Source organism: Ruegeria sp. CDSA246 (assembly GCF_059611225.1).
The window spans coordinates 399,277-423,719 of the sequence record NZ_JBXWPD010000001.1 but is presented as its reverse complement, the minus strand read 5'-3'; the positions used below and the strand labels follow the sequence as shown (position 1 = coordinate 423,719).

Annotated in this window: 23 protein-coding genes; 11 read left to right on the top strand and 12 right to left on the bottom strand. The window is 56.7% G+C overall.

Annotated features, from left to right (window positions below):
- Entirely contained in the window at nucleotides 1-477 is a 477-nt protein-coding gene (locus AC2FI9_RS02125) for a fasciclin domain-containing protein (protein WP_496722649.1), read from the top strand.
- A gap of 53 nt (nucleotides 478-530) precedes the next feature.
- On the opposite strand, the gene AC2FI9_RS02120 is transcribed toward AC2FI9_RS02125, so the two are convergent.
- Nucleotides 531-1,130: a L,D-transpeptidase gene (locus tag AC2FI9_RS02120; protein ID WP_496765147.1), complete on the bottom strand. Its 600-nt coding sequence runs from the start codon at nucleotides 1,128-1,130 to the stop codon at nucleotides 531-533.
- Nucleotides 1,131-1,535: 405 nt separating this feature from the next.
- The gene (locus AC2FI9_RS02115) at nucleotides 1,536-3,035 is read right to left on the bottom strand and encodes a CoA-acylating methylmalonate-semialdehyde dehydrogenase (protein ID WP_108858716.1); all 1,500 of its coding nucleotides are present in this window, start codon (nucleotides 3,033-3,035) and stop codon (nucleotides 1,536-1,538) included.
- 104 nt (nucleotides 3,036-3,139) lie between these two features.
- Here AC2FI9_RS02115 and AC2FI9_RS02110 point away from each other — a divergent pair, with 104 nt between their 5' ends.
- The 3 genes from AC2FI9_RS02110 (at nucleotide 3,140) to coaD (ending at nucleotide 5,117) form a co-directional block, all read left to right on the top strand.
- Nucleotides 3,140-4,042: a LysR family transcriptional regulator gene (locus tag AC2FI9_RS02110; RefSeq protein WP_496765141.1), complete on the top strand. Its 903-nt coding sequence runs from the start codon at nucleotides 3,140-3,142 to the stop codon at nucleotides 4,040-4,042.
- 60 nt (nucleotides 4,043-4,102) lie between these two features.
- On the top strand, nucleotides 4,103-4,540 hold the full coding sequence (locus AC2FI9_RS02105) for a CBS domain-containing protein (protein WP_058271514.1): 438 nt from the start codon (nucleotides 4,103-4,105) through the stop codon (nucleotides 4,538-4,540).
- An 85-nt stretch (nucleotides 4,541-4,625) separates the two neighbouring features.
- Nucleotides 4,626-5,117, top strand: a complete 492-nt coding sequence (gene coaD / locus AC2FI9_RS02100; RefSeq protein WP_170412872.1) for a pantetheine-phosphate adenylyltransferase — start codon at nucleotides 4,626-4,628, stop codon at nucleotides 5,115-5,117.
- On the opposite strand, the gene gap (AC2FI9_RS02095) is transcribed toward coaD, so the two are convergent.
- From gap (AC2FI9_RS02095) to gap (AC2FI9_RS02085), 3 genes are all read right to left on the bottom strand, one after another.
- Nucleotides 5,109-6,113 (bottom strand): type I glyceraldehyde-3-phosphate dehydrogenase, encoded by a 1,005-nt coding sequence (gene gap, locus AC2FI9_RS02095; RefSeq protein WP_496765121.1) that lies wholly within the window; start codon nucleotides 6,111-6,113, stop codon nucleotides 5,109-5,111. The genes coaD and gap (AC2FI9_RS02095) overlap by 9 nt on opposite strands.
- A gap of 82 nt (nucleotides 6,114-6,195) precedes the next feature.
- Complete coding sequence (locus tag AC2FI9_RS02090; protein ID WP_282151119.1) at nucleotides 6,196-6,339, bottom strand: hypothetical protein; 144 nt, start codon at nucleotides 6,337-6,339, stop codon at nucleotides 6,196-6,198.
- Nucleotides 6,340-6,410: 71 nt separating this feature from the next.
- Nucleotides 6,411-7,412 carry a type I glyceraldehyde-3-phosphate dehydrogenase gene (gene gap / locus AC2FI9_RS02085; protein WP_496722660.1) on the bottom strand — a complete coding sequence of 334 codons (1,002 nt, stop codon included), beginning with the start codon at nucleotides 7,410-7,412 and terminating at the stop codon, nucleotides 6,411-6,413.
- Nucleotides 7,413-7,593: 181 nt separating this feature from the next.
- Here gap (AC2FI9_RS02085) and AC2FI9_RS02080 point away from each other — a divergent pair, with 181 nt between their 5' ends.
- Nucleotides 7,594-8,565: a DUF808 domain-containing protein gene (locus tag AC2FI9_RS02080; RefSeq protein ID WP_496739915.1), complete on the top strand. Its 972-nt coding sequence runs from the start codon at nucleotides 7,594-7,596 to the stop codon at nucleotides 8,563-8,565.
- Between the two features lie 120 nt (nucleotides 8,566-8,685).
- Nucleotides 8,686-8,994, top strand: a complete 309-nt coding sequence (locus tag AC2FI9_RS02075) for a hypothetical protein (protein WP_496765108.1) — start codon at nucleotides 8,686-8,688, stop codon at nucleotides 8,992-8,994.
- A 51-nt stretch (nucleotides 8,995-9,045) separates the two neighbouring features.
- On the opposite strand, the gene tkt is transcribed toward AC2FI9_RS02075, so the two are convergent.
- A complete protein-coding gene (tkt, locus tag AC2FI9_RS02070) occupies nucleotides 9,046-11,070 on the bottom strand; it encodes a transketolase (protein WP_496765105.1) in 2,025 nt (674 codons plus the stop codon).
- Nucleotides 11,071-11,304: 234 nt separating this feature from the next.
- Between tkt and AC2FI9_RS02065 the strand changes: the two genes are divergently transcribed.
- The 3 genes from AC2FI9_RS02065 to AC2FI9_RS02055 are packed head-to-tail and all read left to right on the top strand — an operon-like array spanning nucleotide 11,305 to nucleotide 12,844.
- Nucleotides 11,305-12,102 (top strand): hypothetical protein, encoded by a 798-nt coding sequence (locus AC2FI9_RS02065; RefSeq protein WP_496765102.1) that lies wholly within the window; start codon nucleotides 11,305-11,307, stop codon nucleotides 12,100-12,102.
- On the top strand, nucleotides 12,102-12,497 hold the full coding sequence (locus AC2FI9_RS02060) for a cell division protein ZapA (protein ID WP_496739919.1): 396 nt from the start codon (nucleotides 12,102-12,104) through the stop codon (nucleotides 12,495-12,497). Before AC2FI9_RS02065 ends, AC2FI9_RS02060 begins: the two co-directional genes overlap by 1 nt.
- Nucleotides 12,494-12,844, top strand: coding sequence for an MliC family protein (locus AC2FI9_RS02055; protein WP_496765100.1), 351 nt, complete (start codon nucleotides 12,494-12,496; stop codon nucleotides 12,842-12,844). Before AC2FI9_RS02060 ends, AC2FI9_RS02055 begins: the two co-directional genes overlap by 4 nt.
- On the opposite strand, the gene grxD is transcribed toward AC2FI9_RS02055, so the two are convergent.
- From grxD to AC2FI9_RS02025, 6 genes are all read right to left on the bottom strand, one after another.
- Nucleotides 12,845-13,207: a Grx4 family monothiol glutaredoxin gene (gene grxD / locus AC2FI9_RS02050; protein ID WP_496765098.1), complete on the bottom strand. Its 363-nt coding sequence runs from the start codon at nucleotides 13,205-13,207 to the stop codon at nucleotides 12,845-12,847.
- The gene (locus AC2FI9_RS02045) at nucleotides 13,194-13,484 is read right to left on the bottom strand and encodes a hypothetical protein (RefSeq protein ID WP_496765095.1); all 291 of its coding nucleotides are present in this window, start codon (nucleotides 13,482-13,484) and stop codon (nucleotides 13,194-13,196) included. The genes grxD and AC2FI9_RS02045 overlap by 14 nt, the downstream gene beginning before the upstream one ends.
- Before the next feature lie 250 nt (nucleotides 13,485-13,734).
- Entirely contained in the window at nucleotides 13,735-13,971 is a 237-nt protein-coding gene (locus tag AC2FI9_RS02040; protein ID WP_108858706.1) for a BolA/IbaG family iron-sulfur metabolism protein, read from the bottom strand.
- A gap of 136 nt (nucleotides 13,972-14,107) precedes the next feature.
- The gene (gene purL, locus AC2FI9_RS02035) at nucleotides 14,108-16,267 is read right to left on the bottom strand and encodes a phosphoribosylformylglycinamidine synthase subunit PurL (protein ID WP_496765093.1); all 2,160 of its coding nucleotides are present in this window, start codon (nucleotides 16,265-16,267) and stop codon (nucleotides 14,108-14,110) included.
- 189 nt (nucleotides 16,268-16,456) lie between these two features.
- A complete protein-coding gene (locus AC2FI9_RS02030; RefSeq protein WP_496765090.1) occupies nucleotides 16,457-18,703 on the bottom strand; it encodes a mechanosensitive ion channel family protein in 2,247 nt (748 codons plus the stop codon).
- 276 nt (nucleotides 18,704-18,979) lie between these two features.
- Complete coding sequence (locus tag AC2FI9_RS02025) at nucleotides 18,980-19,885, bottom strand: LysR family transcriptional regulator (RefSeq protein WP_058271530.1); 906 nt, start codon at nucleotides 19,883-19,885, stop codon at nucleotides 18,980-18,982.
- A gap of 171 nt (nucleotides 19,886-20,056) precedes the next feature.
- Here AC2FI9_RS02025 and AC2FI9_RS02020 point away from each other — a divergent pair, with 171 nt between their 5' ends.
- Both AC2FI9_RS02020 and AC2FI9_RS02015 read left to right on the top strand, forming a co-directional pair.
- On the top strand, nucleotides 20,057-23,476 hold the full coding sequence (locus AC2FI9_RS02020) for an indolepyruvate ferredoxin oxidoreductase family protein (RefSeq protein ID WP_496765087.1): 3,420 nt from the start codon (nucleotides 20,057-20,059) through the stop codon (nucleotides 23,474-23,476).
- A gap of 80 nt (nucleotides 23,477-23,556) precedes the next feature.
- Entirely contained in the window at nucleotides 23,557-24,435 is an 879-nt protein-coding gene (locus tag AC2FI9_RS02015) for a lysophospholipid acyltransferase family protein (RefSeq protein ID WP_496765084.1), read from the top strand.
- The last annotated feature ends 8 nt before the right edge of the window (nucleotides 24,436-24,443 follow it).

Here is a 24,443-nt window from a genome sequence, read left to right as displayed (position 1 = left end):
ATGTTTCGTCGTACGTTTATGGGCGCCGCCGCCGCAATTGCACTGACACTGCCTGTAAAAGCACAGGCTGCAGATATCGTGGATACCGCAGTATCAGCCGGTTCCTTCAACACATTGGTCGCCGCCGTTCAGGCCGCGGGTCTTGTCGACACGTTGAAAAGTGACGGACCGTTCACAGTGTTCGCACCGACTGATGAAGCTTTTGCGGCACTGCCCGAAGGTACGGTGGAAACGCTGCTGTTGCCTGAAAACAAAGATCAGTTGGTCGAAATCCTTACCTATCACGTGGTCCCGGCCAAGGTGATGTCGGGTGATATCGCTGGCAAACGTGCGAAGGTGCTTACCGTACAAGGCGACCGTCTGAGCGTGAACGCCAAGAACGGCGTAAAAGTGAACGACGCTAAAGTCGTTCAGGCCGACATCGAAACCAGCAATGGTGTGATCCACGTCGTCGATGCGGTGATCCTGCCGGAATAAGACCCCCATCTGAGTAGAAGAAAGCCCCGGTTCTGATGACCGGGGCTTTTTCGTTAGACTAGTCTGACTTGGGTTCCGACTTTTACCAGAGGATAAAGCTCCTCGACATGTTGGTTATACAGGCCAATGCACCCTGACGAGCTTTGGCGTCCGATCTTTCGCGTATCATGAGTTCCGTGCACAAGATAAGCTGGCCAACCTAGATACATGGCGCGTGTACCCAGCGGGTTGCCGGGCTCCCCGCCTTCCATACGAACCGGCAAAAGCGGGTCGCGTTCGCGCATCGAGGCGGTCGGCGTCCAGCTTGGGTTTTCCGCTTTGCGCACAACTTTGGTATAGCCGCGCTTGGTCAGCTCTTCGCTCATCGGTACCGAACTGGGGTACAGCTTGTAGGTGCCATCGGGTCCCCAATAGTGCACCGCGCGGCTTGTGATATCGGCCAGCAAAGCGCCAGCGCCCAGCTGGTCAAAATGGTCCTGCCAGTTCTGTTGCGAGAAGGACGAGACATTGCGGCGCACCGGCAGTTGCGTGCTGATCGCCTCTTCTGTTGTTGGGAAAGCATCTGAACTTTCGGCGCGCAACAGCGTCGGTGTCGCAAGGACGGACGCAGCACCCAGCAAGGCGGTACGACGATTAATACGGGAACTGGACACGGATGCCTCCTGAAGGACTGCTCGAGAGTTTCCAGCAATTTAGTGACTGCGTTGCTTCAGGGCCAGATGCTTGGCTTAAATTTTCCGTGAGATTTACATGTTTCACGCGGTTTTTTGCCTGCTCGGACGGGGAATTGACCGGTGTCCGGACAGGGTTTTGCTGTTTGCCGGATAAGGCTTGGGGTATTTTTCTAACTTGGCCCCTCCATTTCCAAGGGACAGGCCCACAGATGTTCGGAGACCGCACGATATGACCAAGAAATCAGAAACCCTGGAAAGTCCCGTATCTTATGAGCTGAAAACCAAATTGGCAGATCTGAGCGAGCTCCTAAACAACTGATACCTTGACGAGGAACGAAAAAGGCCGCCCATTGAGGCGGCCTTTGGTCAATTTGACGCTAAAAATCAGTCCATCGCTTTGAAGTTGAACTCGCCACCTTCTTTGATGCCCGACGGCCAACGGGCCGTAACGGTTTTCGTGCGGGTGTAGAACTTGAAGCTGTCCGGACCGTGCTGGTTCAGGTCACCAAACATGGATTTCTTCCAGCCGCCAAAGGTGTGGTAGGCCAGCGGAACCGGGATCGGAACGTTGATACCGACCATGCCGATATTCACACGGCTGGCAAAGTCGCGCGCAGTGTCGCCATCGCGCGTAAAGATCGCGGTGCCATTGCCATACTCATGGTCCATCGCCAGTTTCAGAGCTTCTTCATAAGAGCCTGCGCGCACGGTCGACAGAACCGGGCCAAAAATCTCTTGCTTGTAGATGTCCATCTCAGGCGTCACATTATCGAACAGGTGTGGGCCGACAAAGAATCCGTCCTCATAGCCCTGCAAGCTGAAGTCGCGGTTATCAACAACCAGCTTCGCGCCTTGTTCCACACCCGAATTGATCAGACCAAGAATACGCTCTTTGGCAGCGCCGGTTACAACTGGGCCCATGTCGACGTCATCACCGGCGGTGTAAGGTCCGACCTTCAGCTTTTCGACGCGCGGGATCAGTTTTTCGATCAGAGCGTCAGCGGTTTCTTCGCCAACTGGCACAGCAACCGAGATGGCCATGCAGCGTTCGCCCGCCGCGCCAAACCCGGCACCGACCAGAGCGTCGGCAGCCTGATCCAAATCCGCGTCAGGCATGACGATCATGTGGTTCTTGGCGCCGCCGAAACACTGCGCGCGCTTACCGTTCGCGGTTGCGCGGGAATAGATGTATTGCGCGATCGGGGTCGAGCCAACAAAGGACACGCCCTGAATGGTATCGCTGTCCAGCAGAGTGTCCACGGCCTCTTTGTCGCCGTTGACGACCTGGAAGACGCCCTTGGGCAGGCCGGCTTCGACGAACAGTTCAGCCAGCATCAGCGGTACCGAGGGGTCACGCTCAGACGGTTTCAGAACCACGGCGTTGCCGCAGGCCAGTGCAGGACCCACGTGCCACAGCGGCATCATGGCCGGGAAATTGAACGGCATGATCGAAGCAACAACACCCAGCGGCTGACGCATCGAATACATGTCAATGCCCGGACCTGCGCTGTCGGTGAATTCACCTTTCAGCATCTGAGGCGCGGCGATGCAGTATTCGATCACTTCCAGACCGCGCTGCAGATCGCCTTTTGCGTCAGGGATAGTTTTGCCATGCTCGCGGCTCAGCGCTTCGGCCAGCTTGTCCATGTCGCGATTCATCAGGTGAACCATTGCCATCATGACACGTGCGCGTTTCTGCGGGTTGGTTGCCCCCCAGGTCAGCTGCGCGGCGGCTGCGCTTTCGATTGCGGCTGTGGTTTCAGCAGCACTTGCCATCGGGCACTTGTACTGAACCTCTCCAGTGGCAGGGTTAAAGACGTCGTCAAATCGTCCTGAGGTTCCGGCGACATTCTCGCCGTTGATGAAATGGGACAGCTCGGTCATTGCAGATCTCCTCCGATGCATTTGTGCGCACAATAGGCTTGCATAAATTGCTTGAACAGAGGCAATGTCCCAAAGAGGTTTTGCAAAAATGCAAAGGGCAGGGCGTGACACCGAACTGGGATGATATGCGGGTCTTTCTGGCCGTCGCGCGAGAAGAAAGCCTTTCGGCTGCCGGGCGTCAGCTGAAGATCGACCCTGCCACCGTCGGGCGGCGGATTGCTCGGTTAGAAGCCTCATTGGAAGCTCCCCTGTTTACCAAGTCGCAGCAAGGCTACCTTTTGACCGCTGCGGGTGAGCGCCTAATGGAACACGGGCAAAAAGCAGAAGAGGCGATGCGCGCGGCGGCGGGTGCAATGGCGGGAACGTCAAAAACGCTCAGCGGACAAATACGGATTGGCGCGCCAGACGGGTCGGCCAACTATCTTTTGCCGCAGGTCTGCGCGAAAATCAGCGATGCAAACCCCGATCTGGATATTCAGATTCTGGCCCTGCCGCGCGTGATCAACCTGTCCCGGCGCGAGGCTGATATGGCGGTGACCGTCAGTGCACCAACAGCTGGGAGCCTTCTGGTCCAGAAAATCACCGATTACAAACTGCACCTTGTTGCGACGCGCGACTATCTGGCCTCTTACCCGGCAATCCGCACGGTCCAAGACCTGAGTGGCCATCGCATGATTGGCTACATTCCGGATATGATCTTTGACCGCGAGCTGGATTATCTAGTGGATATCGGTGTTGACCGTGTCGCGCTTGCATCGAATTCGGTGTCGGTTCAGCTGCGGCAGGCCACGCTTGGAACGGGGGTTTGTGTTGCGCATGACTTCACCTTGCCGTTTCATCCCAACCTGCAGAAAATCCTGACGGATCAGGTGAGTTTGACCCGGAGTTTTCACCTGGTGCGACATCAGGGCGATCAGCGGAATGAAAGGTTGAACCGGTTTGCGCAGGCCTTGTCTCAGGGTATTCGGGAAGAGGTTGAGCGGCTTGAGGCTCAAGTGTCACCTTGACAGGTTTAAGCATTCCGGCAACGCTTTGGAAAACAGGACATTATTTCGGAGGTTACGCTTATGCTCGTTCAGGCCATTCTGAAATCCAAGGCCACCGGAGGGGTCGAGACAGTCAGCCCGACAATCACTGTGGCTGACGCCTCGAAAATCCTAGCCGAAAAACGGATCGGGACGGTTGTTGTATCAGAAGATGGCGGCGAAACGGCATCTGGCATCCTTTCCGAGCGGGACATCGTAAGGGAGTTGGCCGCAAGCGGCAGTGGTTGCCTGGCGCAGCCAGTCAGCGCCTATATGACCCGTAACCTTGTGACAGCCACTCAGCAGGACACGGTTCAGGATATCATGACGCGCATGACCGAAGGGCGCTTTCGCCACATGCCCGTTGTTGAAGACGGCAAGCTGGTAGGGATCGTGACGCTGGGCGACGTGGTTAAGGCGCAGCTGGCGGAACTGGCTATGGAAAAAGACGCGCTGCAAGGCATGATCATGGGGCATTGACGCCCTTGATCCCCATAGCTGCCTCTTGCACCTGCGGCGAAGTTATGTTTGCTAGCGCAGAAAGTTTATTGCGCAGGAGGCCACGATGAGGGTTGGATTATATCCCGGAACATTCGATCCAATCACCCTGGGTCATATCGATATCATTCGCCGTGCGGCTGCTTTGGTGGACAAGCTCGTCATTGGCGTCGCGATCAACCGCGACAAGGGCCCATTGTTCTCACTTGAGGAACGCGTTGCGATGATCGAGGCGGAATGCGCCCATCTGACTGAGCAAACGGGAACTGAAATCGTTGCGCATCCCTTTGAAAACCTGCTGATCGACTGCGCCCGCGATGTTGGGGCGCAGATCATTGTCCGCGGGCTGCGGGCGGTTGCGGATTTTGAGTATGAATTCCAGATGGTCGGAATGAACCGGGCATTGGACGACTCGATCGAGACGGTCTTCCTGATGGCCGAGGCGCGGCATCAGGCCATTGCCTCCAAGTTGGTTAAGGAAATCGCCCGGTTGGACGGGGACGTGTCGAAATTCGTCACGCCCCGCGTCAATGCTGCGCTGCGTGACCGTTTAGGATAGGGCTCCCATCGCCGCGGCGGTGTCTAGCATCCGGTTCGAAAAACCCCATTCGTTGTCATACCACGCCAGCACACGCACCAGTGTGCCGTCGGTCACCTTGGTTTCCGGCAATGAAACGGTCGAACTGTGTGGGTCGTGGTTAAAATCCACCGAGACCAACGGGCGGTTCTCTGCCGCCAGAACTCCGGGGATTCTGGCTGCGGCTTCGGTAAACAGCGCGTTGACTTCTTCTTCCGTTGTCGGGCGCGAGACTTCGGCGACCAGATCAACCACGGACACGTTCGGGGTTGGGACACGAATAGCCTGACCTGTCAGTTTTCCGGCCAATTGCGGCAAGACGAGGCCAACGGCAGAGGCCGCGCCTGTTGTGGTCGGAATCATCGACAATGCTGCCGCGCGGGACAGGTATGGGTCTTTCCCGGCAGTGTCGTGGACGGGTTGGCTGGCTGTGTAGGCGTGAACCGTGGTCATGTTGCCATGCACAATGCCAAGCCCTGCATCCAGTGCTGCGGCAACCGGTGACAAGCAATTGGTCGTGCAAGACGCGTTGGACACCACGTTATCTTCAGCCGTCAGCTCGTGATCGTTGACGCCGAACACAATCGTTTTTACCGCGCCATCGCCGCGGGCTGGGGCCGAGATCAAAACCTTCTTCGATCCGTTCGTGAAATGGCGGGATGCAGCTTCGCGTGTGCGGAATACGCCAGTGCATTCCAGAACGACGTCCACATCGGACCAATCCAGTTTTTCCGGCTCGCGTTCGCTGCTCAGGCGGATCGGACCGTTTCCAACGTCCAGGCCTGCCTCGGTTAAAGTGACCGGTTTGCCGTACCGGCCATGGACGCTGTCGAATTCGAACAAATGCGCGTTCATTTCCGGCTTCGCCAAGTCGTTTATCGCAACGATTTCAACGTCCGTCTGCCCGGATTCTATGACGGCCCGCAGCACGCCGCGTCCGATCCGTCCAAATCCGTTGATTGCCAGCTTGAGTGTCATGTCCTGCTCCGTGCGAATTGCGGCCAATATGAAGTTAGCGCTAACAAAGCCAGATCAGAGAAAAAGTCAAGCAAAACCTCAGTCAACGCCAGAAGGCGAGCCAGTCCAGAAAGAAGTAGAGTTTCTTGCCAAGGAACACGAATTGTTCGGTTCCAAAGAGGGCATAGCTGATAACGAACAAGCCCAGAATGAGCAGGGCAAGCCAAATGGCGATTTGATTTGTCATGCTAGCCCCGGACGAAAACGCCCGCCCAGTTAACCTGAGCGGGCGAAAAGGTTCAAGATTTCAAAGCAACCTTAGTTAAGGCGACCCATGGCAACTGCAACGTCTGCCATGCGGACCGAGAACGCCCATTCGTTGTCGTACCATGCCAGAACGCGGACCATGCGGTCGCCGACCACGCGGGTCTGATCGGGTGCGAAGATCGAGCTTTCTTCGGTGTTGTTGAAATCGGTCGAAACCAGCGGAGCGGGCTCATAGCCCAGAACGCGCTGCATCGAACCCTGCGAGGCCTCGCGTACGATGGCGTTCACTTCTTCTACCGTTACATCACGTGCGGCGCGGAATGTCAGATCAACCGCAGAAACATTCGGGGTCGGAACACGAATGGCCGAACCATCCAGGCGACCTTTCAGGTTGGGCAGAACCTCGCCCAGTGCTTTCGCGGCACCTGTTGAGGTCGGGATCATCGACATCGCGGCAGCACGGGCGCGGTACAAATCGCTGTGACGGCGGTCCAGGGTCGGCTGGTCGCCGGTATAAGCATGGATCGTGGTCATGATGCCGTTCTCGATGCCGATGCCCTCGTCCAGTACCTTGGCAAGCGGAGCAAGGCAGTTCGTGGTGCACGAACCGTTCGAGACCATTTTATCATCGGTCACAAGGCTGTTGTGGTTTACACCATACACGATGGTCTTATCGACGTTCTTGCCGGGGGCTGACAGCAGGACCTTTTGCGCACCACGATCTAGGTGCGTTTTGGCTTTCAGACCGTCATTGAATTTACCGGTGCATTCCAGAACGACATCGCAGCCATCCCAGTCCAGTTCATTCATGTCATAGGTCGAGAACATCTCCATCGGGCCGCGGCCCAGATCCATGGTTTTTCCGTCGATTGCGACATCGCGGGGGAAACGTCCGTGGACACTGTCATACTTTAGCAGGTGCGCTGTGGTTTCCAGCGGGCCGGTTGCGTTGACCTTGATCACTTCGATGTCGTTGCGGGCGGATGCCGCGATATGCGACAACGTGCAGCGGCCAATGCGGCCAAAACCATTGATACCGACCTTGATGGTCATGTGCTGTCTCCAAATGCGCTTGCGTTGGACGCCATATAGCGGTCAAAGCGCTTTCTCAAAAGACCAAAAGTGACATATTTTTAACGTGTTAGCGCAAACCTATGCCGGTTGCGCTAACGCTTGCGCTAGCCGTCGGATCGGGTAGGCTCCGGGTGCGGCAGGTGAATTGAAAGGAAACACCATGAGCGGTCTGTTGGCCCTGTTGGATGATGTAGCGGGTATTGCAAAGGTAGCGGCATCGTCTGTGGATGATGTGGTCGCGGCTGCCGGGAAGGCAGGGGCGAAGACCGCAGGCGTTATCATTGACGATGCCGCCGTGACCCCGAAATACGTTCAGGGATTCGCCCCGGCGCGGGAATTGCCGATCATCTGGCGTATCGCGCGCGGATCTATCTTTAACAAGATCATCCTGCTGCTGCCGGTTGCCTTACTGCTGGCGAACTTTGCACCGTGGTTGATTACGCCTTTGTTGATGATCGGCGGCTCTTATTTGTGTTTCGAAGGGGCCGAGAAGATATTTCATGTCCTATTCCCTCATGGCAGTCACGTTATCGACGAAGATATGGCCATTCGCGACCCCGGCCATCTGGAAGAGCAAAAGGTCAAAGGCGCGATCAAGACAGATTTTATCCTTTCGGCTGAAATCATGACGATTGCGCTGGCCGCGATTGAGGCCCCAAACCTGTGGATGCAGGCCGCGACCTTGGCGGTTGTGGGGATCGGTGTCACCGTGGCGGTCTACGGGTCAGTTGCCCTGATCGTGAAGATGGACGATGTCGGGCTGTACCTCGCGCAAAACGCACCGACACCGATTGGGCGAGGGCTTGGGCGCGGGTTGGTCAAAGCCATGCCGGTTGTCATGAAAATCCTGTCCATAGTCGGCACCGCCGCGATGTTGTGGGTCGGCGGTTCCATCATCATTCACGGGATGGAGGTTCTGGGCTTTGGGTGGCTGGGACACCACATCCACGACTGGGCCTATGCCATTGGTCATTCCGTGTCTGAGCAGTGGACCGGCGTTGTTGAATGGGTATCCAAGGCAACGATGGACGGTGTGTTCGGTCTGGCATGGGGATTTGTTCTGATCCCGGTGGCGACAAAGGTGGTCGGGCCGATGATCGGGATGTTTTCAAAGAAGACTGATGCGCATTAAATTCATAATCCTGAAATGAGAGACCTGAGCCATTTACCGACTTTTAGACCGGTCCAGAGTTGGGTTCGCATACAATTGAAGGGACGGGCAGCCAAACGCAAAGCGGCGGCCTTGTCGGCCATGAACCTTGGTGCGGAACAAATACCGTTTGAACCGCTCAGGCTTTACCAAGTACTGTATTTCCGGATCGACACGGCGGAGACTGCGGCCCGACGCGCCAAGTGGGCAGGGGGGCGATTGTTTAACCTGCTCAGCGGCCAGTCGGCGCAATTCATTCCGCTATATGGAACGCATGTTAGGCAGGTTTTGTCTGCTGCAGGGCTGAACGTGCCCGATAGGATTGTGCCAGCAGAACGGTATGAGTTGCGGTTGGGTTATGCGAAACGGGCCTATACGGCGTTGAAGGCCGAGCTAAAGCAGCCAAAATAGGAAAGGGCGGCCAAAGCCGCCCTTTTTGTATCTGGCTGATGAGCCGAGCGTTTATTGACCCAGCAGTTCCTTGACCTTGGCCACTGTCGCCTCGGCGGTGATGCCGAAATGCTTGTACAGTTCACCGGCTGGGGCCGACGCACCGAAGCTGGACATGCCGATGAAACCGGCTTTGGCTTCGCGACCACGTTCACCCAGCAACCAGCGATCCCAGCCACCGGCGCGAACGGCGGCCTCAATACCAACGCGGACGGGTCCACCTGGCAGGACGCGCTTTCGATAGGCTTCATCCTGCTCGGCGAACAGCTCCATCGAGGGCATTGAGACGACGCGGGTGCCAATGCCTTCAGCCTCAAGCATCGCTTTGGCTTCCATCGCCAGCGATACTTCGGACCCGGTGGCGATCAGGATGGCCTGACGTTTGCTGTCCGCGTCGGCCAGAACATACGCGCCCTGTGCGGTCAGGTTCTTGGTCTTGTGTTCTTTGCGAACCGTCGGCACGCCCTGACGGGTCAGCGACAGAACGGACGGGCTATTCTTGAAGGTCAGAGCCAACTCCCAGGCCTCAGCCGTCTCGACAACATCAGCAGGACGGAACACATAAGTGTTCGGCGTTGCGCGCGAGATTGCCAAATGCTCGACCGGCTGGTGGGTCGGGCCGTCTTCGCCCAGACCAATCGAGTCATGGGTCATCACGAAGACCGTCGGCACCTTCATCAAAGCGGCCAAACGCATAGAGGGGCGGGCATAGTCGGTGAACGCCATGAACGTGCCGCCATATGGGCGGATACCACCGTGCAGCGCCATACCGTTCATCGCTGCGGCCATTCCGTGCTCACGGATACCATAGTGAATATAGCGACCCTTGCGGTTTTCCGGCAGGAATACGCCCATATCCGCAGATTTGGTGTTGTTCGACCCGGTCAAGTCGGCCGAACCGCCAACGGTCTCGGGCATGATCGGGTTCACGACGTTCAGAACCTTTTCCGAAGACGCGCGGGTGGCGAGTTTCGGCTGATCTTCCGACATCTGTTTTTTGAACGCACGGATGGCACCGGCCAGTTTCTTAGGTGCATCAAACGCATAGGCGCGGTTGAATTCGGCCTGTTTGCGTTCGGAAATCTGCGCGAAACGCTCTTCCCATTCGGCGCGTTCAGCCGCGCCACGGGCACCGATGGCCTCCCAAGCCGATTTGACGTCAGTAGGGACCACAAAGGCATCATGGGGCCAACCATAGCCGTTTTTGGCGGCTTTCAGCTGATCCTGATCGGTCAGTGCGCCGTGACCTTTGGAAGTATCTTGTGCGGCGTGACCAAGCGCAATATGGCTTTCGCAGGCGATCATGGATGGTTTGTTCGATGATTTGGCTTGCACAATGGCCGCATCAATCGCGATCGGATCATGACCATCGATTTCAATCACGTTCCAGCCCGAAGCCTTGAAACGGCGCACTTGATCGGTGCGATCGGCAATATCCACGGTGCCGTCGATGGTGATGTTGTTGTTGTCCCAGAAAACAATCAGTTTGCTGAGCTCATGACGGCCAGCCAGAGTGATGGCTTCCTGGCTGACGCCTTCCATCAGGCAGCCGTCACCCGCGATGACGTAAGTATAGTGGTCGACAACCTTTTTACCGTAATGGGCGCGCTGAATTTCTTCGGCCATGGCGAAACCAACTGCGTTGGAAATGCCCTGACCCAGTGGTCCGGTCGTGGTTTCAATCCCGTCCACCAGGAAGTTTTCCGGGTGGCCTGCAGTTTTCGCACCCAGCTGGCGGAAGTTCTTGATCTCGTCCAGCGTCACGTCCGCATGACCGGTGAGATACAGCAGAGAATAGACCAGCATCGAACCGTGACCTGCAGACAGGATGAACCGATCACGATCGGGCCAGTTCGGGGCCGAGGCGTCGAATTTCAGATGCTTTTCAAACAGCACGGTCGCAACGTCGGCCATGCCCATCGGCATACCGGAATGGCCGGAATTGGCGGCAGCGACGGCGTCAAGGGTCAGGGTGCGGATAGCCGCAGCCTTGTTCCAGTGTTCAGGATTGGCATTGCGCAGCGCAGTCAGGTCCACGGGCGTTGTTCCTTTGGATTACAGGCAGATGGGGCGCTCAATACCATCCACCCCCCAAAGTGCAAGTGGAACCGAGGGTGGCGTCGCATTCGTGGTTCAAGAATGCTGTCCAAGTGATTGAAAGCAAACAGTGGGTATTTTCCGTTTCATTCGGTTAGACTAGGCCAATACCCGGCCTGTATTGATTCGGATGGGCCGCGAAAAAGTGAACCTTGGTAAAGAGGTGGCAGGGGCATGAGCCAGATCGAAGAATTACAGCGCCGTATCGTTGCCGCGATGGAGAGGATCGGAACCGGGGTCGACGCCCTGCGTGACGCGGTGCCTGCAAGTGGCGGTGACGACACCGCTCTACACACGGCATTGGAAGACGAGCGCGTCGCCAATGCGCAGCTGGAAGAGCGGCTGAAATCCCTCAAGGAACGGCACGAGAAAGAAGTCGACGCGATGCGCGCCGACATGGATGCGCTGAAAGCAACGCCAGCCGAAGATCCTGAAAACGGCGCGTTGCGTCAGCAGCTGTCAGAGGCCACCGCCAAATTGGCGGCGGTCGAAGCGGCCAGGGCCGAGTTGGCAGAGGCTAAGGCTGCATTGGAAAACCAGGACGAACTGGTTGTTCTCAAGACAGAAAACGATGAACTTAAATCGGTTGTGAGCAAAACGCAGTCGCTTGAAGATGAGAATAGAAAGTTGCGGTCCGAATTGGCCGACAGCGAGCGTGTTGCGGAGTTAAGCGCAGAGCTTGAGATGCTGCGTGCGGAACGTGCCAGCCACGGCGCGGCCATGTCGCGTTTGGATGATGATCTTCAACGTATGCGCAAGGCGAACGAACAACTGCGCAACTCGGTTGATGAGTTGCGGGCGGCCAGCAAGGACGGTCTGGCCGATGCCGAGCTGTTGAACCGCGCGACTGTGGCCGAGCTTGAGGCGACGAAGGCTGCGCAGGCGACGGACGCTGCCGAAGCTCAGGCGGTACTGGCCCGGCTGGAACCGTTGCTGTCGCAGGCAAAGCTGGCTGAGGGGGAGGTAGAGTAATGCCCGAATTGACCATTCATATCGGTGGCCGTGGTTTTGACGTTTCCTGCCAGGACGGTGAAGAGCCATTTCTGCAATCTGCGGCGAAAATGCTGGATGACGAAGCGCAGGTTTTGTCTGATCAGATCGGTCGGATGCCCGAAGCACGCATGCTGTTGATGGCCGGGCTGATGCTGGCCGACAAGACCGCCGCTACAGATGACAAGCTCAAACGGGCAGAGTCCAAGTTGGCCGAAGTTGAAGCCGAATTGCAAAGCCTGCGCAACCGACCTGAGCCCGAGCCTGAAAGAATTGAAGTGGCCGTCGTCCCGCCTTCGGTCACGGACACACTGGCCGAACTGGCCGCACGCGCCGAAGCCCTGGCCTCGGTGGTTGAGGAGAAAACGGCAAAATGAATGTGTTGAAAACGGTAGCGTTGACCGGTCTGATTGGTCTACCGGGGGGCTTGGCCTGGGCGGAAATAGATATCCTACCGGTTACCTTCACCTGCCAGAATGGCGTTGAATTGCAGGTTGCGTATTTCAATGCGGCTGATGGGTCTGGTGCGGCGGCGATGATGGTGGACAACCAATTGGTTGCCCTGCAGCAAGTGCCCAGCGGATCGGGTATTCGCTATGAAACCGTAGGAGAGACCGGGTCGTATATCCTGCGATCAAAAGGGTGGGATGCGACAGTCAGCTTTCTGGCGACCGGAGGGGCCGCCAGTGAGCAGGTTGTTTTGGAGAATTGCAACAGTCGCTGATCAGGCGTTTGCTTCGCGAATTTTGTCAGCAGCTTCCTTGTTGAATTCGACACCGTTTTCGTCAAACAAAGTGTCCAATTCGCCCGACAGGGTCATCTCGGTGATGATGTCGCAGCCACCGACGAATTCACCTTTGACATACAGCTGTGGAACTGTCGGCCAGTCAGAATAATCCTTGATGCCCTGACGAACGTCTTCGTCGGCCAGAACATTAACATCGGCATATTCAACGCCCATGTAATTCAGCACGCCGGCCACGCGGGACGAGAACCCACATTGGGGCATCTCTTTGGTGCCTTTCATGTAGAGCACCACATCGTTGGCTTTGACGGTTTCGTCGATCTGAGTCTTAACGTCGGTCATCTTGCTTGTCCTTTTCACCCGCGTCGGGGGCGGTCGTTTCATCTTGTGACGGGTCGGGACCCCATCCTTCTTCCTCAAGTCGCCGATGCTCGGCCTGTGCCAGGGCCAGCGGATCCAGCCCGTATCGTTCAATGCCGCCGACCTTGCTGATCTTGTCCGGGTCCGGGCGCATGTCGGCCAGCTTACGCTTTCTGTTGCGCTTCACATAGGCTTCGATCAGAGCGGCGGCAACTATCAATGCTGCAATGATGCCTATCCAGAAGAGCCAGCCGTTCATTTTTTGGGAGCCATTGTCTTTGCGTATTGCTGCGGATCACGCGGAACAACTATCGCACTCACCGCGCCCCCCCTGCCTCCGTCCATCGTTGAGGCGACCACGCTGGCATTCTGACTGGGGGTCGCCCCTTTGCGTCCACGCGTGATGGGTCTTCGTGCAGAGCGGCTACGCCTGACAATGGCGACGACATAAATACCGACGATGCCGACAAACACGGCGCCCCAAATCGAATATGCCCAAAAAGCCGTGCTCACTCAGGCACTTTCGTCGTCAGCGCCAGAGCGTGTAACTCTCCGTCCGCGCCGTCCATCTTGCCCTTCAGGGCCGAATAGACTGCTCGCTGCTGCTGCACCCGGTTTTTCCCGCGAAAGCTCTCGTCCACGACCATTGCGGACATATGCACGCCATCACTGCCGCCAACCTGAATTTCCGCATCCGGAAAGGTTTCGCGCAGTAGGGCTTCGATTTCGTGGGCGCTCATCGGCATGTAGGTTTCTCCTGAAGGTCTTTCTCAAGATGTAGAGCGCCCAGACGGGGCGTGCAAGGGGAGGATAGGGGCTCTGAAACAACAAAACCTGCACCGGGGCAGGCGCAGGTTTCATTTTGCAAAGATTGCTTCGGTGTTATGCGACGGCCTCAGCAAAGCTGGTGCGGAACGTGGTAGCCAGATCCTCTAACGCGGCCTCAGAGTTGCCAACCCGAATGCTATCGCCAGTGAACCGACCAACGGAAACCAGAGGGACGCCTGCCTGACCAGCAGCGATCATCAGCGCCTCGGCCTGATCAAAGTTGCAAGCAACCAGATAACGGGCCTGATCCTCGCCGAACAGGAACTCGGTCGAGGCCTCATCAAGGTGAACGCCGACGCCTGCGGATTCCGCCAGCTCAAAGGCTGCCAGCGCCAGACCACCGTCACCCAGATCGGTGCAGGCCTTGATCATCTCACGGTTGGCGCGGATGAACTCGCCATTGCGTTTTTCTGCGTCCAGATCGACATGCGGCGCGTCGCCGTCTTCGCGGTTGAACACTTCGGCCAGCAGGGCGGATTGGCCAAGGTGGCCGTTGGTTTCGCCGATTACCAGTGCCACATGACCTTCGCGAACCTCGTTGCCGATGATGTCGTCCGTGTGGTTCAGCAAGCCGACCGCGCCAATGGTTGGGGTCGGCAGGATCGCCTGACCATCAGTTTCATTATAGAGCGACACGTTGCCCGACACGATGGGCATATCCAGCGCGGCTACGGCTTCGCCGATGCCTTGGATCGCGCCGACGAACTGGCCCATGATCTCGGGCTTTTCGGGGTTTCCGAAGTTCAGGTTGTCGGTGGTCGCCAATGGGTTGGCCCCAACAGCGGTCAGGTTGCGGTAGGCCTCGGCCACAGCCTGCTTGCCGCCCTCAACTGGGTTGGCGCGGACATAGCGCGGGGTTACGTCGCTGGTGAAGGCGAGCGCCTTGTCAGTGCCGTGCACGCGGACCATGCCTGCGCCCAGACCCGGCGTGCGGGCGGTGTCGGCCATGACCATGGTGTCGTACTGCTCATAAACCCACTGCTTGCCTGCGTAGTTTGGCGAAGCGAGCAGGGCGCGCAGACCGTCGATCGGGTCGATTTGCGGGACTTCAGCCAGTTCTTCGGCTTCTGGCGTGGCTTCCCATGGGCGGTCATATTCCGGCGCCGTCGAGGACAGCTTGGACAGGACCAGATCGGCTTTGACTTCGCCGTTGTGAAGGATCAGGAAGCGGTCTTCGGCGATGGTTTCGCCGACGATGGCGAAGTCCAGGTCCCATTTTTCGAACACGGCGCGGGCTTCGGCTTCAAGCTCGGGCTTGAGGACCATCAGCATGCGTTCCTGAGATTCAGACAGCATCATCTCATAGGCTGTCATATCCTCTTCGCGCTGGGGAACGTTTTCCAGATCCAGACGCACACCCAGACCGCCCTTGTCGCCCATCTCAACGGCAGAACAGGTCAGACCAGCCGCCCCCATATCCTGGATCGAGATCACGGCACCCGTCTGCATCAGCTCCAGCGTCGCCTCCATCAGGCGCTTTTCAGTGAACGGGTCGCCAACTTGAACAGTGGGGCGCTTTTCTTCGATGGTGTCATCGAACTCGGCCGAGGCCATGGTTGCACCGCCAACGCCATCGCGGCCAGTTTTTGCACCCAGATAGACGACGGGCATACCAACGCCGGAGGCTGCCGAGTAGAAAATCTTGTCGCTGTCGGCCAATCCGGCGGCAAAGGCGTTTACAAGACAGTTGCCGTTATACGCTGGGTGGAAACGAACTTCACCGCCAACACATGGTACTCCGAAACAGTTGCCGTAGCCGCCGATGCCTTCGACCACACCATTGACCAGTTGGCGGGTTTTGTGGTGGCCGGGCTCACCAAAGGATAGCGCGTTCATGGATGCGATAGGCCGCGCGCCCATGGTAAAGACGTCACGCAAGATGCCGCCAACGCCTGTGGCCGCGCCCTGATAGGGTTCGATGTATGAAGGGTGGTTGTGGCTTTCCATCTTGAACACCACTGCCTGCCCGTCGCCAATATCGACCACACCTGCGTTTTCGCCCGGTCCGCAGATCACCTGAGGCCCGGAGGTGGGCAAGGTGCGCAGCCATTTCTTGGACGATTTGTAGGAACAATGTTCGTTCCACATGGCCGAAAAGATGCCGAGTTCGGTAAATGTCGGCTCGCGCCCGATGATTTCGAGGATCATATCGTATTCGTCGGGCTTCAGCCCGTGTGCGGCAATCAGATCCGGGGTGATGGCGGGCTCTTGCATCGTTTGTCCTTGTCCAGGTTGGCCGGGATTGCCGGCCTTTTAGGGCAAGGTGCCGTCTGTGGAAAGGGTCAAGTCAGCGCAGGCCAATTGTGAAAGTAAAAAACGGAACCGGCGATTGGGCCGGTTCCGTCTGTTGTTTTGAAAATGAGGGTGTCAGTCAGTGTCCAATCAGCGACTGAACCGATGCCGCTAGGCCGGGTTTTGCGCCTTGGACGCATCTGCAGCCGCAGCGCCAACGGCTGCCTTTTGCTCCTCGGTCAGATTTTCGGCATCATCCAGCCCCGGAATAGCGACGCGAACTTCGCGACGGGCAAAGTCGATGCCGTTTTCCTTGAAGGCGGCTTTGACCCGATTGAAGATCTCTTTGCGCAAGGTGAACTGCTTGCCCGGTTTTGCCATGAACTTACCGCGGATGATCATGCCTACATCGTCAAAGTCGAACACACCCTGAGATTTGAAGGGCTGCAGGAAGCCGTCCTTGTGAACCTCATCCTCCATCATCTCGGCGCCGATCTTCTTGAAGATTTTCTTCACCTTGTTCGGATCGGTATCGAAGGGCACGGTGAACTTCAGCTTCATGATGACCCAGTCGCGGCTGAAGTTGGTGATCTTCTGAATCTCACCATATGGGATGGTATGAACCAGACCGCGGTGGTGGCGCAATTGCATGGAGCGGATCGAGATCTTTTCGACCGTTCCCATGGTGCCGCCGATATCGACATATTCACCTACCCGGAACGCATCGTCGATCAGGAAAAAGATCCCGCCGACAATGTCAGAGACCAGTTTCTGCGCACCAAAGCCGATAGCCAGGCCTAGAATACCAGCACCAGCCAGCAGCGGTGTGATATCCAGACCCAGCGCGCCAAGCGCCAGCAGGACAAATATCACCGCAATCGCGACCTGAGCTGTCACGCGCAGCAGGGGCAGAACCGTCGCCAGACGTGATCCACCAGAACCGCCGCCTTCGCCCGCTTCTTGATCGGCACTTTGTTCAACCGCAGTTTGCTCTTTCGCAAGGCGACGGTTGATCCAAAGCGAAACGACCTCGTTCAGGATGTAGCCAACAGCAATGATGATGAAGAACTGGATGACCTTGCTACCGGATTCATCCCCACCACCCGCGATTTCACTGAGGTCGAGATCCCATGCCCTGGCGATCATCAGGATGACAAGAATGCCGGCCAAAACCCGACCAATCCGGATATAACTGCGTTTAGTAGACTTGTATGCGCGCTCGGCCACCGGGCCTTCGCCAAGCATAGGCGGTTGCAGATGGCGAACCAACCCACGTATCAGCGTATCCAAGGCAGGTGCGATCAGCAGCCAAGCCATGGTGGTGAAATGCGCCCCCTTGACCAGCAGCGCCAAAGACGAGGGATTGCGTTGCGCTACGATAAACTCGACCAGCAGCCAGATTACCGCCGACACGCCGATTGCGAAGTAGGGGTAGTAGTGGGCGACTTCCTCATCAAATTTGGAATGATCAGGGTCGGTACCCAACATCATCTGAGACAGGCCTTCGCGCGCGGTCCAGGCGATGACGCCGATATAGATATGGATCGCTGCGTTCAGCCAGAAACCAATGCGTGTTTCGCCGCTGGTAATGCCGTTCAGCCTGTTGAAATGAAGCAGGAACAGCGTGAAACCGACCAAAATAAGCAGACCGATCAGGTTGCGGTGTAGGTATTTTGCCCAGTGATCATCGATATTCACCAGCCGGTAGTGTGGTTTGCTTGGTGCAAGTACGAACCGCGAGGCCGCTGCGCCCAAGCGCGGAATCCAGATCAGGTAAAAAACGAAGGGTGCCGCGTAGGTGATTTGTTCCGGAGTCAGAAGCCCACGACCAACCGCGCGGATGACGACATAGAACACGACCAATCCCGCGATCTCGCGGCAAAAACGGCGAAACAGGTAACTGACGGCGCCCCAAAGGTCATTTTCATCCCCAACTTCAGCATGTTCGTGCCACCGCCGAGTAAGGAATTCGAACAGCTTTTCCGCGAGGAAGCCGACGACAAGTACACTGAGGATCAGGCCCAACAGGGTAAATGCGCCGGTTGTACCAAAAGTTGCTGAAAAGTTTTTGAAAGCGTCGGCTTGCGCACTGAAGATGTTCGGTACAGTGACGATAACCTGTGTCCACGACGCCACCATTTCGGCCCAAATCTCATTGATTTCCGTGATTGGGTCTTCGCGTTCTTCCGCTTCGGCGGCGTTTTTTTCCGCAACCGCGTCCAGACGCTCCAACAAGATCGCGCGAACCTGGTCGTCGGACATACGTGCGACCATGTCATCGACTTGTTCGGGCGTCAGATCCTCGGGAATTGTGACGGTAGTCGGTGCACTAGAGGTACTAGTGACCTGGGCAAGTGCTGGCCCAGATAATAGCGCAATAGAGAGGAACGCCATTAACAGGCGAGTGAGGTGAAACATCGAATCTGTCCTCGACCATAAGTCTTGATGATTTTTTCGTGATCATAGGCTTAAGTGTAGGATTTTCCCAGATGTTTCACCCATTCGGATATGAATTTAGTGTTGCGGGCAAAAAAAAGGCCGAGCACTAAGCTCGGCCGTAGTCCAACAGGGAGGTGAAGATGATGAGCGTTACAGCATCATCGCCTTCGATTGCTCATTTAGGGGGCGGTTTGTGTACTATCAAGGTTTTATAGACTGATCGTAGGTCATTGCCGCTATGCCACTGGTGCATAGCTACAGTTTTCCCATCTGCTTCAACTGCTTGCGCTGCGCAATGATCTCATCCTGAACAAAGTCGCGGAATGCCGCGACGCGTTTGGAATGGCGCAGTTCCTCGGGGTAGGCGAGATAAACCGGGACATCGGCGGTTTCGATATCCGACAGGATCGACTGCAGATGCGGAAAGTCATGGGTCACGTAATCCGGCAACACACCGATGCCGAGGTTGTGCAAAACACCCTGCAAAACACCGAAATAGTTGTTCACCGTCAACAGCGAGGTCGGATTGTAGGTCATCAGGTGCCGAACCATCATCGCGCTTGCGCCGACCTGCGGGGCCGAGGGTGTCTGGCAGATCAACCTGTGTTTCGAGATGTCTTCGGGACTTTCCGGGCTGCCGCGTTCTTCCAGGTATTCCGGCGTAGCATAAAGCTGCATTTGCACGGTCATCAGGCGTTTTCGAACCAGATCGGCTTGGCTGGGTTCTTTCATGCGGATGGCGACATCGGCCTCGCGCATCGGCAGGTCGAGAACACGCTCTTCCAGCATCAGGTCGATATTTAGATCGGGGTATTGCTCGTATAGTTTCGGAAGGCGTGGTGCTAGCCAGAGTGTGCCAAAGCCAAACGTGGTGGTAACGCGCAGAACTCCGAACACTTCTTCTTCGCTGTCGCGAATGCGGGCGGCGGCCGCATCCAGACGTTTTGACATGGCAGAAGTTGCGTCGAACAGCAGCTCACCCTGTTCGGTTAGAATCAGGCCGCGGGCGTGGCGGTGAAAAAGCGTCGAATCAAGCGACTCTTCAAGCGCGCGGATCTGCCTACTGACCGCGGATTGGGACAGATTTAGCTTGTCCCCCGCATGTGTCAGGCTGCCGGCATCTGCAACCGCGTGAAATATCCTTAACTTGTCCCAATCCATCGCCGCAACTTTCGTTATCCTTCCGAAGCCCTATATGAAATAGGTAACAAGTTCTACATTCAAACTGTTGAAACGTTACAATAACAGACTGGTAGGTCCTATACAGGTCAGCTTTTTTGACCTAAAATGCGTATGAATGAAGCACACTGATCTGACGAGGGGAGGCGTCCGATGAGTCAGCCACAAATATCGCTAAACGACCGGTTCGATCTTGAGAAAAACCCCGTTCTTTTGAACGGCACACAGGCGCTGGTGCGTCTTATGTTGATGCAGAAGGCACGGGACAATGAGGCGGGTCTGAATACCGCAGGTCTTGTGACCGGATACCGCGGCTCGCCCCTTGGGGCTGTAGATCAACAGATGATGCGAGCCCAGAAACATCTGGCTGAAAGCGATGTGACCTTTCAGTTCGGGCTGAACGAAGATTTGGCCGCCACAGCATTATGGGGTAGCCAACAGGCCGGGTTGCGCGGTGACGGCAAGTTCGACGGCGTCTTTGGACTTTGGTACGGCAAGGGTCCGGGAGTGGACCGTTCCGGCGACGTGATGCGTCACGCGAACATGGCCGGAACCGCCAAACATGGCGGCGTTCTGATGGCCATGGGTGACGACCATACCGGCGAAAGCTCGACCGTGTTGCATCAGTCTGAATGGTCTTTGGTCGACATGTACATGCCTGTGGTTAGCCCTGCTGGTGTGCAGGAAATTTTGGACTATGGCATCTACGGGTTCGCACTCAGCCGGTTTGCAGGCGTCTGGGTAGGGCTGAAGACAATGAAAGACACGATCGAGGTTACCTCGGTCGTGGATGGCAGCCCGGATCGCATGAACGTGGTGGTTCCCGAATTCGACATGCCCGAAGGCGGTTTGAACATTCGGTTGGGTGATACACCGCACCTACAGGAAGGGCGGGTCATTGACTATAAGCGTTTCGCGGCCGAGACGTTCTCGCATGCCAACAAGATGGACAAGCGCGTCTGGGGCAAACTGGGCGCGAAAATCGGGTTTGTAGCGGCCGGCAAGAATTGGCTGGACCTGACGCACGCCATGTCATTGCTGAATATTGATGAGGCCGAGGCCGAGCGCCTGGGCATTACGACTTACAAGATTGGTCAGACATTCCCGCTGGATATGGCGGGTTTCCATGACTGGGCCGAAGGATTGGACCTGATTGTAATCGTTGAAGAAAAACGAAAGCTGATCGAGGTTCAGGTCAAAGAGGCCATCTTTGACGACCGCCGCGGGCGTCGCGTCTACGGCTGGTACAAGGGCGGGGCCGGTACCTTGCATCGTGAAGAACTGTTCCCGACACGCGGCGCGCTGGATCCGATCATGATCGCCGAAAAACTGGGCGATATCCTGATTGAGGAAGGGCGCGATACTGACGGGGTGCGCGCTGGAATGGCCAAGCTATCCGAGGCGCGCCGGGCGGATAATGCAGAAGAGATTGCAACGCGTTTGCCGTATTTCTGCTCGGGCTGCCCACATAACAGTTCGACCAAACTGCCCGACGGCAGCCGAGCCTATGCGGGGATCGGCTGTCACTACATGGTGCAGTGGATGGATCGGGAAACCACCGGGTTCACCCAGATGGGCGGAGAGGGTGCGAACTGGATCGGCGAAGCGCCGTTCTCGACGACCGATCACGTGTTTCAGAACCTAGGTGACGGGACATACAACCACTCGGGCGTTCAATCGATCCGAGCGGCGCTGTCGGCAGGAACCAACATCACCTTCAAAATCCTGTTCAATGATGCCGTCGCCATGACGGGCGGGCAGGATAACGAAGGTGATCTGAGCGCAGAGCGGATCGTGGCCGAGGTCAAGGCCATGGGCGTTCAGCATGTGGCCGTGGTTTACGATGAAAAAGAAGACGTGAACTTCAAGGCAATGCCGTCTGGCGTGGAAACCTTTGAACGCGCCGAGCTGATGAACGTGCAGAAGAAATTCCGCGAGATCGAAGGCGTTTCGGTCATCGTCTACGTTCAGACCTGCGCGGCAGAAAAGCGTCGCCGTCGCAAGCGGGGTACGTTCCCGGATCCAGACAAGCGCGTGTTCATCAACTCGGACATCTGTGAGGGGTGCGGCGATTGCGGGGTTCAGTCGAACTGCGTCTCGATCGTTCCGAAAGAGACCGAGTTGGGGCGCAAGCGCGCTATCGACCAGTCCAGCTGCAACAAGGATTTCTCTTGCCTGAAAGGGTTTTGCCCGTCTTTCGTGACATTGGAAGGGGCCAAGATCCGCAAAGAGGCCACGACCGAGATCGATTTGCCGGACTTGCCGATGCCCGTTCTGCCGACGATCAACGGTACACATAACGTTGTCATTACTGGCATTGGCGGGACTGGCGTGGTCACTCTGGGCGCTGTGATGGCGCAAGCAGCTCAGATCGACGGCAAGGGCGCCGGGATGATGGAGATGGCGGGTCTGGCCCAAAAAGGCGGCGCGGTGCACATACATTGCCGTCTGGCCAACCGGCCCGAGGACATCAGTGCCATTCGTGTGGCCACGGGCGAGGCACATGCGCTGATTGGGGGCGACCTTGTTGTGTCCGCTGGGGCCAAAACGCTTGGACTGACTCGCACCGGACAAACTGGTGCCGTGGTAAACAGCCATGAAACCGTCACGGGCGACTTTACCCGCGACACCAACTTCCAAATCCCCGGCGATCGACTAGAGCTTGCGCTGCAGGCGCGGTTGAAAGAGGGTCTGTCGCTGTTCGACGCCACCGATCTGGCACGCGCGGTGATGGGCGACTCGATTTACTCCAACATGATGGTCTTGGGAGCGGCCTGGCAGCGTGGTTTGTTACCGATCAGCCATGAAGCGATGTTACAGGCGATCGAGTTGAACGGGACCGCGGTTGAGCGCAACAAACGCGCCTTTGATATTGGCCGTTGGGCCGTTCTGCATCCGGAAGATGTCACCGCGATTTTGAACCCTCAGGTGACCGAGCTGCCAAAAACTCTGGAACAGCTGATTGAATTCCGTGCGCAGCACCTGACCGACTACCAAGGCGCCCGTCTGGCAAAGCGTTATCGTAAGCTTGTCGATAGCTTCGAGGATGATACCGTCAAAGAGGCCGTCGCAAGAGGGTATCATAAGCTATTGTCTTACAAGGATGAATACGAAGTTGCGCGTCTGTTGCTTCGCAGTCGCGAACAGGCAGAGGCCGAGTTTGACGGCGACTTCAAGATGACCCTGCACCTTGCGCCACCGATATTGGGTGGGAAGGATGCAGAAGGCCGGCCACGCAAGCGGGCATTCGGAGAGTGGATGTTGGGTCCGTTGAAGTTGCTTTCCAGGTTGAAAGGCCTGCGTGGTACTCCATGGGATATCTTTGGCTACAGCACCGAGAGACGGATGGAGCGCGCCTTGATCCGGCAATATGAACATGATCTCAAAGAGATAACGCCCTTGGTTACACCACAAACCAAGGATGCGGTTGTTGCTTTGGCCAAGTTGCCACTAGAGATCAAGGGTTTTGGCCCGGTTCTACTTGAAAACGAGGCTAAGGCCGCAAAAAGGCGCGAAGAACTGTTGGCGACCATTCGAAATGGCGGTCCAGAAATGCAAGCGGCGGCCGAATAATCCGTCACAAGCCTGTCACGATAGCTAGGCAAAAATGTTACTTGGTACTATCTAGCAGGTGCCAAGTATCGGAGTTCGAAATGCCCTCGCGCCGCCACGTTGCTCGTGACATCTCTTATGCCTATTCCGCCGAAACCAAAGGCGGGCGTATGGTTATTAAGTTGATGGAGAACACAACGGGTCGCATGCGCCTGATTAAGCGTGCAGACGGGTATGAAAAAGAAGTGGCCGACGGGCGTGATTTCTGGTCGGTCATGGTTGAGAGGTACGGGCTTACGCTGGACGTGGTCAGCGGGTCTTTGTCCAACATTCCCAAAACCGGGCCACTGATCCTGATTGCCAACCATCCATATGGTATTCTGGACGGGATGATGATGGGGCATATCTTGTCCGAAACGCGCGGAGATTTTCGCATTCTGGCGAACCACGTGTTTCGCAAGGCCGAAGACTTGGACAACATTGTCTTGCCTATATCGTTTGAAGAAACGAAAGAGGCGATGAAGCAGAATATTGAAACCCGGAAAACCGCGCTGAACTATCTGGGTGATGGCGGTGCCATTGGGATATTTCCGGGTGGCACGGTGAGCACGGGCGTAAAGCCGTTCTCACATCCGATGGATCCGGGGTGGCGTGGGTTTACTGCAAGGATGGTGGCCAAATCCGAGGCTACCGTAGTGCCCGTTTTCTTTGACGGTCACACCTCGCGCCTGTTCCAGATTGCCAGCCATCTGCACAACACTTTGCGCATGGGGTTGCTGATCAAAGAGTTCAAAAAGCGCGTCGATACGCCGGTAAAAGTGGTCATCGGTGAGCCGATTTCCCGCGACGTTTTGGACCCGTTAGCCACCGACAAACGCAAGATGATGGATTTCTTGCGCAAAGCCACGTATGAGCTGTCCCCAAAGCCGCTGAAGTCTTATGACTACGGCTATGAATTTGAGGAACGGCATCGCGCCTAAAGGGGCAA